This is a genomic window from Micrococcus sp. iso_229 (genome assembly GCF_058072725.1).
Genome location: NZ_CM176514.1, coordinates 1,639,296 through 1,655,228 on the forward strand (window position 1 = coordinate 1,639,296; position 15,933 = coordinate 1,655,228).

General features: G+C 71.8%; 12 protein-coding genes. 2 read left to right on the forward strand and 10 right to left on the reverse strand.

Translation table 11 applies throughout. The features are described 5' to 3' along the window. Position 1: 1 nt before the first annotated feature. Entirely contained in the window at positions 2 to 967 is a 966-nt protein-coding gene (gene dapD, locus AC3RKA_RS07515) for a 2,3,4,5-tetrahydropyridine-2,6-dicarboxylate N-succinyltransferase (RefSeq protein WP_002855156.1), read from the forward strand. A 448-nt stretch (positions 968 to 1,415) separates the two neighbouring features. Continuing rightward, complete coding sequence (locus AC3RKA_RS07520; RefSeq protein ID WP_002855157.1) at positions 1,416 to 1,973, forward strand: endonuclease domain-containing protein; 558 nt, start codon at positions 1,416 to 1,418, stop codon at positions 1,971 to 1,973. 96 nt (positions 1,974 to 2,069) lie between these two features. Here AC3RKA_RS07520 and AC3RKA_RS07525 read toward each other — a convergent pair whose 3' ends face one another. From AC3RKA_RS07525 to AC3RKA_RS07570, 10 genes are all read right to left on the reverse strand, one after another. Beyond that, on the reverse strand, positions 2,070 to 3,356 hold the full coding sequence (locus AC3RKA_RS07525; RefSeq protein ID WP_002855158.1) for a citrate synthase: 1,287 nt from the start codon (positions 3,354 to 3,356) through the stop codon (positions 2,070 to 2,072). A 148-nt stretch (positions 3,357 to 3,504) separates the two neighbouring features. Further along, on the reverse strand, positions 3,505 to 4,656 hold the full coding sequence (gene dapC, locus AC3RKA_RS07530; protein ID WP_002855159.1) for a succinyldiaminopimelate transaminase: 1,152 nt from the start codon (positions 4,654 to 4,656) through the stop codon (positions 3,505 to 3,507). Between the two features lie 6 nt (positions 4,657 to 4,662). Then, complete coding sequence (gene fdxA, locus AC3RKA_RS07535) at positions 4,663 to 4,989, reverse strand: ferredoxin (protein ID WP_002855160.1); 327 nt, start codon at positions 4,987 to 4,989, stop codon at positions 4,663 to 4,665. Further along, positions 4,986 to 5,552 (reverse strand): hypothetical protein, encoded by a 567-nt coding sequence (locus AC3RKA_RS07540; protein ID WP_002855161.1) that lies wholly within the window; start codon positions 5,550 to 5,552, stop codon positions 4,986 to 4,988. The genes fdxA and AC3RKA_RS07540 overlap by 4 nt, the downstream gene beginning before the upstream one ends. After that, a complete protein-coding gene (typA, locus tag AC3RKA_RS07545; RefSeq protein ID WP_002855163.1) occupies positions 5,545 to 7,455 on the reverse strand; it encodes a translational GTPase TypA in 1,911 nt (636 codons plus the stop codon). Before typA ends, AC3RKA_RS07540 begins: the two co-directional genes overlap by 8 nt. A gap of 114 nt (positions 7,456 to 7,569) precedes the next feature. Further along, on the reverse strand, positions 7,570 to 9,450 hold the full coding sequence (locus tag AC3RKA_RS07550) for an ABC transporter ATP-binding protein (protein WP_144824828.1): 1,881 nt from the start codon (positions 9,448 to 9,450) through the stop codon (positions 7,570 to 7,572). Then, complete coding sequence (locus tag AC3RKA_RS07555) at positions 9,447 to 10,598, reverse strand: ABC transporter permease (RefSeq protein ID WP_144824875.1); 1,152 nt, start codon at positions 10,596 to 10,598, stop codon at positions 9,447 to 9,449. The genes AC3RKA_RS07550 and AC3RKA_RS07555 overlap by 4 nt, the downstream gene beginning before the upstream one ends. 5 nt (positions 10,599 to 10,603) lie before the next feature. Then, positions 10,604 to 12,124: an ABC transporter permease gene (locus AC3RKA_RS07560; RefSeq protein WP_002855168.1), complete on the reverse strand. Its 1,521-nt coding sequence runs from the start codon at positions 12,122 to 12,124 to the stop codon at positions 10,604 to 10,606. A 162-nt stretch (positions 12,125 to 12,286) separates the two neighbouring features. Beyond that, entirely contained in the window at positions 12,287 to 14,146 is a 1,860-nt protein-coding gene (locus tag AC3RKA_RS07565) for an ABC transporter family substrate-binding protein (protein ID WP_144824827.1), read from the reverse strand. A 251-nt stretch (positions 14,147 to 14,397) separates the two neighbouring features. Continuing rightward, a complete protein-coding gene (locus tag AC3RKA_RS07570) occupies positions 14,398 to 15,876 on the reverse strand; it encodes a phytoene desaturase family protein (protein ID WP_144824826.1) in 1,479 nt (492 codons plus the stop codon). Positions 15,877 to 15,933: the final 57 nt, after the last annotated feature.

The window sequence follows — 15,933 nt, forward strand, 5'->3', positions numbered from 1 at the left end:
CATGACCCAGACCGCCGCACAGCAGCCCTCCCCCCGTCTCGTCTCCGGCCACGGCCTGGCCACCACGGCCGCCGACGGCGCCGTCCTGGACGTGTGGTTCCCCGCCCCCGTGGCCGGCCCGCTCTCCGCCGCGGACGCCTCGCTGCGCGACACCCTGCGCGCCCTCGCCGCGGACGACGCGGACCGCGGGACCACGCAGGCCGTCGTCGAGCTGGAGGTCGACCTGGACGCCGCCCCGGCCTCCACCGCGGACGCGTGGCTGCGCCTGCACGCCCTCTCGCACCGCCTGGCGCGGCCGAACGAGCTCAACCTCGACGGCGTCTTCGGGCTGCTCACCAACGTGGTGTGGACGAACCACGGACCCTGTGCGGTCGCCGACTTCGAGCTGACGCGGGCGAGGCTGCGTGCCCGCGGCGCCGTGCAGGTGTACGGCGTGGACAAGTTCCCGCGCATGACGGACTACGTCGTGCCCTCCGGGGTGCGCATCGGCGACGCGGACCGGGTGCGCCTGGGCGCCCACCTGGCCGAGGGGACGACCGTGATGCACGAGGGCTTCGTGAACTTCAACGCGGGCACCCTGGGGCACTCGATGGTGGAGGGCCGGATCTCGGCCGGCGTCGTGGTGGGCGACGGGTCCGACGTCGGAGGCGGCGCGTCCATCATGGGCACGCTCTCCGGCGGCGGCACCCAGCGGATCGTGATCGGCGAGCACGTGCTGCTCGGCGCGAACTCCGGCGTGGGCATCTCCGTCGGCGACGACTGCGTGGTCGAGGCCGGTCTGTACGTCACCGCGGGCACGCGCGTGAGCGTGCTGCAGGACGGCGAGGCGGCGCGGACCGTGAAGGCCGTGGACCTCTCCGGCGTGCCGAACCTGCTGTTCCGCCGCAACTCCACCACGGGCGGGGTCGAGGCCCTCCCCCGCGCCGGCCGGACCGTCGAACTGAACGCGGCGCTGCACGCGAACTGACCCGGCGCGCTCGCCCCGCGCCCCGTCCCTCCCCGCTCCCCGCCGCGTCTTGGGGGCGATTTCCGGTGGTATCCCGCCGGGATAACGCCCACTATCGCCCCCGGAACTCCCCGGCGGCCCGGGGCGGGGCGACGACGACGGCACGCGGCGCGGGCCGTCGGCTCCTGCACAGCAGCGCCCGCCTCGCGCGTCGTCCCCGTGCCGCGGCCAGCGCGCCCCGGACCTAGCCCGGCTGGGGCTGCCACCCGACCGCGCCCGCCGGTCGGACCTGGAGCGGGTCGGGCAGTGCATCCACCGGCAGCGGGCGCACCCTGGCACGGTCTGGGCCGACCTGGGCCTGCCCGAGCCCGGGCACGGCTTCTCCCCCGATCACCTCGCCGCGCTCCTGCGCCGACGCCCGGATGCCGTCCTCTCCCACGAGACGGCGGCCCACCTGCACGGCCTGCCGATGCCCGCGCGAGCCTGGCGGCGGCGCGACCCGGCGACGGGCGAGCTCGAGGCCGACCCGCCGGTGCACCTCACCGTGGCCCGGGGGACGCGACGCGTCCGGCGGGCCGGACTGTTGGACCACCGCCGGCCGCTGGCGCCCGAGTTCGTCACGCACGTGCACGGCCTGCGCGCGTCCGGGCGCTTCCATGGCCGCCCGGCCGCCCGGGAGGCGCTGGATTCCGTGCGCGTCGGGGCGGACTCGCCGCCCGGGACCCGCCTGCGCCTGGCCCTCGTGGCCGGCGGGCTTCCGGAGCCGGAGCTGCAGGCCGCGCTCGAGCCCGGGGACCCCTTCTCCCCCGTGGCCGACCTGGCCTACCGTCACGTGCGCCTGGCCCTGCAGGACGACGGTGCGGGGCACCGCACGCGGGAGCAGCAGGCGCGCGACGCCCGCCGGGACCGCTACGGCCAGGCGCGCGGCTGGACGACGCTCCGCGTCACCTGGGCGGATGGGCGCGAGGACTTCCGTGGCGTCGTCGCGGTGGTCCGATGCCGCCTCGGCCCCTCCGCCTCGACATGACCACGCTCCGGCGAACGCATGGGGGGCGGTGTCGGGTGGTATTCCGTCGGAATACCACCCGAAACCGCCCCCGAACGCAGGGTCGGCGCCCCCGGGTCAGCGCTGCGGGTACTGGCGCAACGTCTCGCCCACGTAGATCTGGCGCGGGCGGCCGATCTTGGTGGCCGGGTCCTCCATGAGCTCGCGCCACTGGGCGATCCAGCCGGGCAGGCGGCCCAGGGCGAAGAGGACGGTGAACATCTTCTCCGGGAAGCCCATGGCCTTGTAGATCACGCCGGTGTAGAAGTCGACGTTCGGGTAGAGCTTGCGCTCCACGAAGTAGTCGTCGGCGAGGGCCTTCTCCTCGAGGCGCTGGGCGATCTCGAGCAGCTCGTCGTTGCCGCCCATCTTGCCCAGGATGTCCTCGGCGGTCTTCTTGATGATCTTGGCCCGCGGGTCGTAGTTCTTGTACACGCGGTGGCCGAAGCCCATCAGGCGGACGCCGTCCTCCTTGTTCTTCACCTTCTCCATGAAGTCCTCGGGCGTGATGCCCTCCGACTTGATCCTCCGGAGCATGTTCAGCACGGCCTCGTTGGCGCCGCCGTGCAGCGGGCCGTAGAGGGCGTTGATGCCGGCGGACACCGAGGCGAACAGGTTGGCCTGGGTGGAGCCGACCAGGCGCACCGTGGAGGTGGAGGCGTTCTGCTCGTGGTCGGCATGCAGCATGAGCAGCAGGTCGAGTGCCTTGACCACGTCCGGGTCGATGTCGTATTCCTCGGCCGGCACGCCGAAGCACAGGCGGAGGAAGTTCTCCACGTAGTTCAGCGAGTTGTGCGGGTACATGAACGGCTGGCCCAGCGACTTCTTGAACGCGTAGGAGGCCAGCACCGGCAGCTTGCCCAGCAGACGCACGGTGGAGATGTGGACCTGCTCCGGATCGTGCGGGTCCAGGGAGTCCGGGTAGAACGTGGACAGCCCGGACACGGAGGAGGACAGCACCGGCATGGGGTGCGCGTCCCGCGGGAAGCCGTTGAAGAACAGCTTGAGGTCCTCGTGCACCATGTTGTGGCGCAGGATGTTGGTCTCCCAGGCCTCCAGGGTCTCCTTGGACTCGGGCAGCTCGCCGTAGATCAGCAGGTAGGCCACCTCCATGAAGGAGGAGTGCTCGGCGAGGTCCTCGATGGCGTAGCCGCGGTAGCGCAGGATGCCCTGGTCGCCGTCGATGAACGTGACGGCCGACTTGGCGTTCGCCGTGTTCATGAAGCCCGGGTCGTAGGTGACGTCGCCGGTCTCCTTCAGGAGCGGGGCGATGTTGATGCCGTTGTTGCCCTCTGTGGCGTGCTCGACGCCCAGGTCCAGGCTCTGCTCGCCGACGGTCAGCCGGACGGACTCGTGATGGGTCACGGGTGTGCTCCCTCGTCTTCTCTTCTCGATGGCCCGGGTTCGCGCGCCGGCGTGGGCGCGCCCACACGGGGACGACTCTGCTCCAAACTATCAAGGACCGGCCCGGGGCGCGCGGTCGCTTCCCCCGACGACGGCCCTCGGCCCCGGCTCAGCCGGTCCGCGGCCCGCGGGCGGTGAGTCTCGCCGCGGCCCGGGCGACCGCCTCGTCCGTGGCGGTGATCGCGACGCGGACGTAGCCGTCGCCGCCGGCACCGTAGAACACGCCGGGCCCGGCGATGATGCCCAGGTCCGCCAGGTCGCCCAGCAGGTCCCACGAGTCCTGCGCCGTGGCGTGGGCCGGGTCCAGGTCCGCCCGCCGGGTCCACAGGTACAGCCCCGCCTCGGAGTGGTCCACCGTGTGGCCGGAGGCCTCCAGCGCGGTGCGCAGCGCGTCCCGACGGCGGCGGTAGCGGTCCTTCTGCTCTGCGACGTGCCCGTCGTCGGCCAGGGCCACGGCCATCGCGTGCTGCACCGGGGCGGGCACGATCATGCCCGCGTGCTTGCGGGTGTTGACCAGGGTCGCCACGAGCTCCGGATCCCCCGCGGCGAACGCGGCGCGGTAGCCGGCGAGGTTGGACTGCTTGGACAGCGAGTAGACGCTCAGCAGGCCCGTCAGGTCGCCGCCGGAGACCTCGTCGGACAGGATGCAGGGCACGACGGCCCCGTCCCACGCGTCCCAGCCGAGCTCGGCGTAGCACTCGTCCCCGCACACCACGGCCCCCACGGCACGGGCGGCGTCGACCGTGCGGCGCAGCGCCGCCGCGTCCAGCACGGCGCCGGTGGGGTTGGCCGGCGAGTTGGTCCACACGAGGCGCACCCGCTCCCGCACCTCGAGCGCCAGCGCGTCGAGGTCGTCCGCGGCCACGGCCTCCGCCCCGGCCAGCAGCGCGCCCACCGCATAGGTGGGGTAGGCGGCCTCGGGGTGGACGACGACGTCGCCTGCGCCCAGCCCGAGCAGCGTGGGCAGCCACGCGATGAACTCCTTGGACCCGACCGTGGGCACCACGGCCGCCGGGTCCAGCCCGGACACCCCGCGGCGCCGGGCGTACCAGTCGACGACCGCGCGGCGCAGGGCGTCCGTGCCGTGCGTCGTCGGGTAGCCGTGCGCGTCGGCGGCCTCGGTCAGGGCCCGGCGGATCAGCGCCGGCGTCGGATCCACGGGCGTGCCGATGGACAGGTCCGCGACGCCGTCCGGGTGGGCGGCGGCACGCTCACGGTAGGGGGTGAGCGTGTCCCACGGGTAGTCCGGCAGCGTCAGCATGGGGGCTCAGGCGTCCGCGTTCTGCAGGGGCAGGGCGGAGATGATCGGGTGGTCCTTGGCGATCATGCCCAGCTTGGCGGCGCCGCCCGGGGAGCCCAGGTCGTCGAAGAACTCGACGTTGGCCTTGTAGTACTCGGCCCACTCGTCGGGGGTGTCGTCCTCGTAGTAGATGGCCTCGACGGGGCACACCGGCTCGCACGCACCGCAGTCGACGCATTCGTCCGGGTGGATGTAGAGCATGCGCTCACCCTCGTAGATGCAGTCCACGGGGCATTCGTCGATGCACGCCTTGTCCTTGACGTCCACACACGGCAACGCGATCACGTAGGTCATGGCTGACCGTCCACCTCTCTCTGGGCACGGGGTTGCGGGGCTGCGGTCCAGGGTACTCGCTCCCCCGGACGCGTTGCGCGGGCGGTCACAGTAGCCCGGCGGGGGCGCGTGGCGCCGTCGGCGGCCTCCGCGGGTCGGCGGTCCAGCCGCCGGCCCGCGGCCAACAGGACCAGGCCGAGCACCGGCTGGCCGGCGTTCCAGGCCACGGAGGCGACGACGGCGCCCGGCGCCGCCGCCCACAGGCCGGCCGTCCAGGACACCCCCAGGGCGTCGTCCAGCGGCAGGCGCTGCAGGGCCAGGACGGCGGTGAACGCACCGGCGACGACCGCGGCCCCCGCCGGCAGGGCGCGCCCGCCGCGGACCGCGCGTCGGACCATCCACCAGCGCTGTGTCGAGCCGACGAGCACGAGCGCCAGCACCGCACCCCAGGGCAGGGTCCAGCCGCCCGGCAGGGAGGCCAGGTTCAGATGGACGGCGGTGCCGAGCGCGCCGGCGACGACGCCGAGCAGCGCCCCGCCCACCACGTCGGCGGGCCGGGCGCGGCGGCGGGGACGGTCAGGCACGGGCGCGGGCGCGCGCGGCCTTCAGGCGCTCGTTGGCGTCCAGGACGACCTTGCGGATGCGGATGTCCTCGGGGGTGATCTCCACGCACTCGTCCTCGCGGGCGAACTCGAGGGACTCCTCGAGGGTGAGCCGGCGCGGGGGCGTCAGGCCCTCGAACGACTCGGAGGAGGCCGCACGCATGTTGGTGAGCTTCTTCTCCTTGGTGATGTTCACGTCCATGTCGTCGGCGCGCGAGTTCTCGCCCACGATCATGCCCTCGTACACCTCGGCGCCGGGCTGCACGAAGAAGGTGCCGCGCTCCTGCAGGTTGATCATGGCGAACGGCGTGGCGGAGCCCGCCCGGTCGGCCACGAGGGAGCCGTTGGTGCGGTACTCGATCTCACCGGTCCACGGCTCGTAGCCGGCCGCGTAGGAGGAGGCGATGCCTGCGCCGCGGGTCTCGGTGAGGAAGCGGGTGCGGAAGCCGATCAGGCCGCGGGCCGGGACCAGGAACTCCATGCGGATCCAGCCCGTGCCGTGGTTGGACATCTCCTGCATGCGGCCCTTGCGGGCGGCCATGAGCTGCGTGACCGCGCCCATGAACTCCTCGGGGATGTCGATGGTCATGCGCTCCATCGGCTCGTGGACCTTGCCGTCCACGGTCCGGGTGACCACCTGCGGCTTGCCCACGGTGAGCTCGAAGCCCTCGCGGCGCATCTGCTCCACGAGGATGGCCAGGGCGAGCTCGCCGCGGCCCTGCACCTCCCACGCATCCGGGCGCTCGGTGGGGAGCACCTTGAGCGAGACGTTGCCGATCAGCTCCTTGTCCAGGCGGTCCTTCACCTGGCGGGCCGTGACCTTGGCGCCCTTGACGCGGCCGGCCAGCGGGGAGGTGTTGATGCCCACGGTCATGGAGATGGCCGGGTCGTCCACCGTGATCAGCGGCAGCGGCTTCGGGTTCTCCGCGTCGGTGAGGGTCTCGCCGATCATGATGTCCTCGATGCCGGCGACGGCGACGATCTCGCCCGGGCCGGCCTCCTCCGCGGGCACGCGCTCGAGGCCCTTGGTGGCCAGCAGCTCGGTGATCTTCACGGTCTTCAGGGCGCCGTCCTGGCGGGCCCACGCGACCTGCTGGCCCTTGCGGAGGGTGCCGTTGAAGATGCGCAGCAGCGCGAGGCGGCCGAGGAACGGGGAGGCGTCCAGGTTGGTGACGTGCGCCTGGAGGACCTCGCCCTCGGTGTAGGACGGGGCCGGGATGTGCTCCATGATCACGTTGAAGAGGGCCTCGAGGTCCTCGGCCTCCGGCAGGGCGCCGTCGGCGGGCTGGGTCAGGGAGGCGCGGCCGGCCTTGCCTGAGGCGTAGACGACCGGGACGTCCAGCACCGAGTCGAGGTCCAGGTCCGGATCCTCCTCGGCCAGGTCCGAGGCCAGGCCGAGCAGCAGGTCCATGGAGTCGGAGACGACCCCGTCGATGCGCGCGTCCGGGCGGTCCGTCTTGTTGACCACGAGGATCACGGGCAGCTTGGCGGCGAGGGCCTTGCGGAGCACGAAGCGGGTCTGGGGCAGCGGGCCCTCGGAGGAGTCCACGAGCAGCACGACGCCGTCCACCATGGACAGGCCGCGCTCCACCTCGCCGCCGAAGTCGGCGTGGCCGGGGGTGTCGATCACGTTGATGGTGACGGTCTCACCCTCGGGGGCGGACGGGCCGGAGTAGAACACCGTGGTGTTCTTCGCGAGGATCGTGATCCCCTTCTCCTTCTCCAGGTCCCCGGAGTCCATGACCCGCTCGGCGACGTCGCCGTGCGTGTTGAAGGCACCGGTCTGGCGCAGCATGGCATCCACCATCGTGGTCTTGCCATGGTCCACGTGGGCCACGATGGCCACGTTGCGCAGATCGGAGCGGCGGGTTTCGGTCGAGGTCATGGGCGTCCTGTCCGGTTCGACATCAAAGGGGTGGAGGCACACGACGACGGCGGCCCCCGTGCGATTGTACGCGCAGGGGCCGCCGTGGACGGGCGGGCCGGTAGGCCCGAACGGTCAGTAGACGCCCTCGCCGAGGGAGGCGAGGAATTCGCGGCGCTCCTGGCGACGCTCCGCCTGCTGGTCCGGATCCGGCACGGGCGCCGCCGCCAGGAGGCGACGGGTGTACTCCTCCTTCGGACGGTGGAGCACCTCCTCCGTGGGGCCCTGCTCCACCTGGCGGCCGTCCTTGAGGACGAGCACCTTGTGGGCCAGCATGTCCACCACCGCGAGGTCGTGGGACACGAACAGGCACGCGAACTCGTAGCGCTGCTGCAGCTCCGCGAACATGTCCAGCACGGCGGCCTGGACGGACACGTCCAGGGCCGAGGTCGGCTCGTCCGCGATGAGCACCTGGGGGTCCAGGGTCAGGGCGCGGGCGATCGAGATGCGCTGGCGCTGACCGCCGGAGAGCTCGTGCGGGTACCGGTTCACCACGGAGCGCGGCAGACGCACCGCGTCCAGCAGCTCCTCGGCGCGGGCCAGGCGCGAGCGCCGGTCTCCCACCTTGTGCACGACCATCGGCTCGGCGATGATGTCGCCGATCGGGAACCGCGGGTCCAGTGAGGCCGCCGGGTCCTGGAAGACCACGCCGATGTTCTTGCGCAGGGCGCGCTGTTCAGCCTTGGGCATCGTCGCCAGGTCGTGGCCCTGGATGCGCAGAGAGCCCTCCGCGATGGTGAGCAGACCGAGCACCGACTTGGCGATGGTGGACTTGCCCGAGCCGGACTCGCCCACCAGGCCCAGGATCTCGCCCGGGGCCACCTGGAAGCTGACGTCGTGGACCACGCGGTTCTTCTTGCCGCGGTGGTCGTACTCGAGGTGGAGGTTCTCCGCCTCGATCGCGTACCGGGCCTGCGTCTGCGTGGCCGTGACCGGCTCCGGCTCCGCCACCTCGAGGGGCTCGCCGAGGCGCGGCACCGCCGAGAGCAGCTTCTGGGTGTAGGGGTGCCGGGCGTGCTGGAGCACCTGGTGCACCGAGCCCTGCTCCACGAGCTCCCCGTGGAGCATCACGCACACGCGGTCCGCCATGTCCGCGACCACGCCCATGTTGTGCGTGATGAGCAGGATGCCGGTGTTCATCTTGTTCTTCAGGGAGCGCAGCAGCTCCAGGATCTCGGCCTGGACCGTCACGTCGAGCGCCGTGGTGGGCTCGTCCGCGATGATCACCTTCGGCGAGCAGCTGATCGCCATCGCGATGACGATGCGCTGGCGCTGGCCGCCCGAGAACTGGTGGGGGTACTGCTTGAGGCGGGTGGCGGCGTCGGGGATGCCCACCATGGTGAGCAGCTCGACGGCGCGCTTGTCCGCCTCGGTGCCGTAGGCGATGCCGTGCAGCTCGAGGGCCTCCGTGAGCTGGTCGCCCACGGTGAGGACGGGGTTCAGGGCCGTCATGGGCTCCTGGAACACCATCGCCACCTCGTCGCCGCGGATGTCGCGCAGCTGCCCCGGGGTCATCGTGAGCACGTCGCGGCCGGCCAGCTGCACCGAGCCGGTGATGTCCGCGTTGCCCGGGAGCAGGCCCATGGCGGTGGCGCTCGTGACGGACTTGCCGGAGCCGGACTCGCCCACGAGGGCGACGACCTCGCCGGGCTTGACGTCGAACGTCACGCCCTTGACCGCGTGCACCTCGCCGAACTCGGTCGCGAACTTCACGTCCACGTCGCGGAAGGCGAGCACTGGCTCGCCGCCCAGGTCGTCGTGGCGGGCCACGACGCCCATCGCGCTCGTCGCGGGGCCCGGAGTCACGCCGCCGGCGCCGGAGGAGCCGGGCACGGCGGCGCCGCGCGCCTCGAGGTCCGCCGACGACGCCGCGTGCGAGCCCTGCCCGCCGGCGGTCACGTCGTTCTCGTTCTTCTTGCCGAACATGGATCGGCCTTTCTTGTCGTTCGCGCTCATCGCTGACCGTCCTCGTCCGCGTCGGAGATCCGGCCTGCCGTCGGGGCGGCCTCCAGGCCGCCCGCCGTCGTCGCGCCGGCCTCGGTGACGGCGGCACGTCGGCCGAAGAAGCGGGGCTTGCGACGGGCGCCCGCACCCTGGCGCGGGTCGAAGGCGTCGCGCAGACCGTCGCCGAGGAAGTTCACGGACAGGGCGATCGCGAGGATGATCATGCCGGGCCACCAGAACAGCCACGGACGGGTGGTGAACGCGTTCTGGTAGTCGGAGATGAGCAGGCCCAGGGACGAGTCCGGCGCCTTCACGCCGAAGCCGAGGAAGGACAGCGAGGTCTCCAGCAGCACCGCGCCCGCGATCGCGAACGTCGCGTTCACGACGATCACGCCGATCGTGTTGGGCAGCAGGTGCTTGAAGATCAGGCGGCCCGGCTTGGCGCCCATGGCGACGGCGGCCGCCACGAACTCCTTCTCGCGCAGGGACAGGACCTCGCCGCGCACGAGGCGGGCCAGGGACGTCCAGGACACGAGGCCGAGCACCACCGCGAGCGGGAGGATGCCCATCTTCATGCCGCTGGCCATCTGGCCGAGCACCGCGGCGAGCACGAGCAGCGGGATGACGATGATCAGGTCGGTCAGGCGCATCAGCACGGAGTCGACCCAACCGCCGAAGTAGCCGGACACGGCGCCGACGATCGCGCCGATCACGGTGGAGAGCAGGCCCACGATGGCCGCGATGATCATGGACTGCTGGGTCCCGCGCATCACGAGGGCGAAGTAGTCCTTGCCCGTGGTGTCCTGGCCGAAGGGGTGCTCGCCCCAGCGGATGCCGTCGCCGCCGAGGAACTGGGGCACGACCGACAGCGTCGGGCGGCCGCCGTTCACCACGGAGGCCGCGGCCGTGTAGGACTTGTCCCACCAGCCGGGGATGCCGGCGAAGCCGATGGAGGAGAACGCCATCAGCGTGATGAAGACCAGCACGATCAGGGAGATCATCGCCGCCTTGTGGCGGAAGAACCGCTTGCGGACCAGGGCGCCCTGGGAGTAGGACTTCCCGGCCTTGGCGCGGAGCTTGGCGTCCTCCGCCTCCGCGAGGTCGAAGATCTGCTTCTCGTCGAGCTGTGCGCCCGTCGTCGAGGAGTTGTTGGTGGTCATCTGGCTCACACTCGAATCCGGGGGTCGAGGACGGCGTAGAGCACGTCCGCCACGAGGTTCATCAGCACGGCGGCGGTGCCCGTCACGAGGAAGAACGCCATCACGGGCATGGGGTCCACGTCGCGCAGGCCGGTGGCGAACAGCTCGCCCATCCCCTTCCAGCCGAACACCTGCTCCGTGATCACGGCACCGCCGATCAGGCCGGCGAAGTCGAAGGCCATGATCGTGGTGATGGGGATCAGGGAGTTGCGGAACGCGTGCTTCAGGATCACCTGGCGCTCCGGCAGGCCCTTGGCGCGCGCGGTGCGGATGTAGTCCTGGCGCGAGACCTCGAGCATGGAGGAGCGCGTGTACCGCGAATACGTGGCCACCGAGATGATGGTCAGCAGGATGGTGGGCAGCAGCAGCTGCGCACCGCGGTCCAGGAACACCACCCAGAAGTGGGCGTCCAGGTTCGGGGTGCCCGAGCCGATCGTGGAGATCGGGCGCGGCTTGACCTTCAGGAAGGTCGGCCAGTAGTTCATCAGGTGTTCCGCCACGATCGCCACGCCCATGATCAGGGCGGTCACCAGCGAGGCGGACACGGCCGAGCCCTTGGAGAAGCCGCCGAGCAGGCGGCCCACCAGGATGGCCACCAGCACGAGGATGACGCCGAGGCCGGCCAGCAGCAGCGCGGACGGCGTCCGCCACAGCAGGCCGTAGGTGGCGTAGTAGGCGACGAGGCCGATCGCGGCCGTGACCAGGGCGGCCTTGAGGACCGATCGGTTGCGCAGACCGGAGATCACCGCGGTGGCGCCGACGGCGGCGGCCAGGCCGATGACCAGCTGCACGACCGGGCCCATCTGCGGGTTCCGCCAGAAGTCGACCGCGAACAGCACCCAGCCGGCGAGCAGGATGAACGCGGCGGTGGCGCCGAACGTGAACGCGCGCCGCCTGAGGTCCCCGGCCATCACGGCCTGGAGGACGAGGCCGGCGATCACCGCGAACCCGATGAGGAGGGGCCAGTTCAGCTCGGGGCTGCGGATCCAGTCGTTGAACCGGATTCCCATGTACTCCTTCAGGAGCACAGCCGCCCAGAACACGGGCAGCGAGAAGAAGAGGAAGATCAGGAACGTGACCACGTAGTCGAGGCCGGAGTACTGGCGGATCGCGGTGACGATGCCGATCGCGATGCCGATGATGATCGCCAGGACGGTCGCGAGCACCACGAGGCGCAGCGTGGAGGCCGCGGCGTTGCTCAGCAGGTCTGCGACGGACTGACCGTTCCGGCTGAGGCCGAGGTCGCACTGACCGGTGACGCAGCCGCCGATGCCCTGGAGCCAGTCCCAGTACCGGGCGTACCAGGGCTGGTCCAGCCCCATGAACGCGGTGCGGGCGGCGATGAGGGTCTCGCGGTTGGGGTTCTGTGACTCTCGCAGGTCCTGGAGGGGGTCACCCGAGTGGGCCACGAGGAAGAAGAGCAGGATCGACGCGCCGAACAGCACCAGGAGGGAGCTGCCGAGGCGCTTGAGGATGAATTTCAGCACAACAGGGGGTGACCTTCCGTGCGAGTGCAAGGGAAAGGGAGGGGTGCGGGTTCGCCGCGGTTCACGGCCAGAGCCCGGCCGGTGCCCGGCCGGGCTCTGTCCTCGATCCCGACACCGGCGGTCCGCGGGAGGCGGACCGCCGGGTCAGAGGTCAGCGGGGTGTCACTCCTGGACGCGGACCCACTGCTCCACGTTCCACAGCGCACCCGACTGGGCGGCGGTGTCGCGCACGTTGGCGACGTCGGCCTTGTGGCCGACCAGACCCGGGTGAGCGTACAGCGGGATGGCCTGGAAGTCCTCCCACAGCAGCTTCTCGATGGTCTTGGTCTGCTCCAGCTGCTCGTTCTCGTCCAGCGAGGTGGCGAGCTTGTCCCAGGCAGCGTCCACCTCGGGGTTGTTGTAGCTCTGCTGGTTCTGGGCGCCGTCCGACTGGTAGATGTTCGCGCCGGAGGCCTTCTGGCCCGAGCCGGCCCAGGCGTAGAGGGCGGCGTCGTAGTCACCGGCCGGCATGACCTCCTTGAAGAACACCGGCGAGTTGGCGTCCTGCACGTCGAAGCCGGCCTGGTCGCAGGAGCTCTTGATGAGCGCGACGGTCTCGGTGCGACGCTGGTTGCCGGCCTGGTAGCCGAGGCGGACCGTGGGCTTGGAGACGCCCGACTTCTCGACGAGCTCCTTCGCCTTCTCGATGTTCGGCTCGTCCATCTCCTTCGGGTAGGCCTCGTCCACGACCTCCTGGTACTTGTCCTGGAAGGGGAAGACCTCGCGCAGGTTCATGACCTCGGCGTCCGCGTAGATCGGCTTGATCAGGTTGTCCACGATCTGCTGACGGGGCAGGCAGAGGGCGAAGGCCTCGCGCAGCTCCGGGGAGTCGGCGAAGACCGAGCCCTCGCCGCGGTTGTAGTCCACGTGCTCCCAGGTCAGCTGGTCACCGGTCTGGACGTTGACGTCGTCGCCGAGGCCCTCGAGCTGCTGGAGGGTGTCCACGGTGGCCTGCGGCTCGATGACGTCGAGGTCGCCGTTCTGCAGGGCCTGCACGTGGGTCTTGGGGTCGGCGAAGCGGAGGACGAGCTCCTTGGTGGCCACCGGGGTGCCCCAGTACTCGGGGTTGGCCTCGAGGGTGATGGACTGGCCGGCCTGCCAGCCGCCGTCCTTGAACTTGTAGGGGCCCATGGAGGGCACCAGCGAGGCGTCCGGCAGCTCGCCGGGGCTGAAGTCCCAGCCGTCGTTCCAGAACTCGGCCGCCGGGGTGAGCGCCTCGACGTCCTTCTCCTTCGCGGCGGTGACGAGCTCCTCGAAGCTCATGCCCGCCTCCTTGGCGACGATGTGCGCCGGCAGTGCGGTGCTGATGAGGATCTCCCAGTCCGCGTAGGGCTTCGGGTAGGTGACGGTGAACTCCTTGCCGTCGGCCTCGCCCTCGGGCGCCTCCGGGATGTACTTGCCCTGCTCGAAGGAGATCGAGTCGAACAGCGGGGTCTCGGAACCCTCCGCCTTGACCGTGTCATTGTTCGCGGCCCAGTGGACGATGAAGTCGCCCGCGGTGACGGGGGTGCCGTCGGACCACTTGGCGTCGTCGCTGATGGTGTACTTCACGGTCAGCGGGTCGTCCGAGGTCTTCTCGTACGTGCCGAAGTCCTTGTTCGGGATTATCGAGCCGTCGGTGCCGAAGTACCAGAAGGACGAGAACATGCGGTCCACGACGGCCGAGTTGTACGTGGTGTACGTGTTCGACTGCAGGCCGTTGTAGGACAGGAAGTCATCGGCGCCCACCGAGTAGGCGATGGAGCCGTCCTGGGTCTCGACGTCGCCCAGGTCGGCCAGCTCCGGCCCGGAGGCCTCGGCGGTGAGCTTCTGGCCCTTGTCCCCTTCGATGACGTTGCCGGCGCCCGAGTCGCCGCCCTGGCCGGCGCCGGAGCCGTTGCTGCTGGAGTCGCCTGCATTGCCGCCGCCCGGGGCGCACGCGGAGAGGATGAGGGCCGAGCCGGCGGCCAGGGCCGCGGCAGCGGAGAGCTTCGTGTACTTCATGGAAGGTGCTTCCGTTCATGAGAGGTGCAAGGACGTCGCGCGCCCGCATCCCTGTTGGGATCTGGTGGTGCGAGACGACCCCCGGGCCGTTCCGCCGAGACGGGACGTTCCGTGAGATGGAGCACACTGTAGTGGACACATTCCGATTCGCGAAAGTCCGGATCTGGATCAGTCTCAGCCGTGTCGCACAGCGGTCGCCGACACCCCGGCAGGCCCCGGCCCGGCGCCGCTCCGCCCGGGCGCCGGCGCGGTCAGCGACGACGGTCCGCCAGCAGAGTCCGCACGGCCCACGCCCCGCCCATGCCGTGGACGCCGGCCCCCGGCGGGGTGGAGGCGGAGGCCAGATACAGCCCGGTCCGACCCGCCCGGTGCGGCCGGGGCGACGCGGTGGGGCGCAGGAGCGCGCGTGCTCCCGCGAGCGATCCCCCCGCGATGTCGCCGCCCACGAGGTTCGGGTTCCACGCCTCCAGATCGGCCGGGCGCATCGCGACCGCGGCCTCGATCCGGTCCCGGAAGCCGGGTGCGTGCCGCTCCACCTCCGCCTCGATCAGCGGACGGACGTCGCCGGGGTGCCCGTGGGGCACATGGGCGTAGGACCAGACGACCGTGTGCCCCCGGGCGGGCCCGGTGGCCCGTGAGGGGTCTGCCGCCTGCTGCTGACAGAGCATGACGAAGGGCCGCGCCGGCATCCGGCCGGCCGCGACGTCGTCCTCGGCCCGCCGGATCTCGGTGGCGGTCCCGCCCAGGTGCACCGTCCCCGCGCCCGCGAGCCGGGCGTCGCGCCACGGGATCGGTCCGTCGAGCAGGAAGTCGACCTTGGACACGGACGGCCCGGGGCGCCACCGGCGCAGGGCCGTGGCGTATCGCGGCGGCAGGCCCGTGCCGGCGAGGCGCAGCACCTGGCGCGGGGTCAGGTCCAGCACGACGGCGTCCGCGGCGGGCAGCGCGCGCAGGTCCGTGACCTCCTGACCCAGGTGCAGCCGCCCGCCGTGCGCCCGCAGCACCGCCACGAGCGCGTCGACGATCGCCCCCGACCCGCCGCGCGCCACCGGCCAGCCCGAGCTCATCCCGAGCGCGCCGAAGAGCGCACCGAACGCCGCCGTCAGGGGCCGGCTCGAGGGCAGGATCGCGTGGGCCGCCGAGCCCGTGAACAGGGCGCGGGCGGCCTCCGTGCGGAACATCGCCCGGCCCAGCAGATCGGCCGGCCAGGGGGCGCGCAGGCCGAAGCGGGCCATCGTCACCGGATGGGGCGGGGGTCGCAGCACCGGGCCGAGCGCGCCCGCCAGGATCTCGTCGACGTGTTCGACCAGGGCCCCGTGCACGGCCCGCCAGGCCCGCGCGTCGACGCCGAGACCCGCGGCGGTGGCCTCGAGGTCCCGGTGCAGGAGGGCGGCCGGCCCGTCCGGCAGCGGATGTCCCATCGGCACGGCCGGGTGCAGCCAGGCGAGCCCGTGGTCCGTCAGCCCCAGCTCCCGGAACACGGGGCTGGCGACGCCGAACGGATGGCCCGCCGCCCCCAGGTCCACCACGGTCCCCTCCCCCAGCACCGGCGCGGACGCGCACGCACCGCCGGGCACCGGGGCCCGCTCGAACACGTCCACCTCCCAGCCCTCGCGGGCCAGCAGGGCGGCGGCGGTCAGGCCGTTGGGCCCGGCGCCCACGACGACGGCGCGGCCCGGCTCGACGCCCCGGGGCAGCGTGAATCCGGGGCCGGCGGCGGTTTCGGTCATGGTCTCCTCCTGTGGTCCCTAGGATGGTCGCACCCCGCCCGCCGCCCGTCAGGAGGC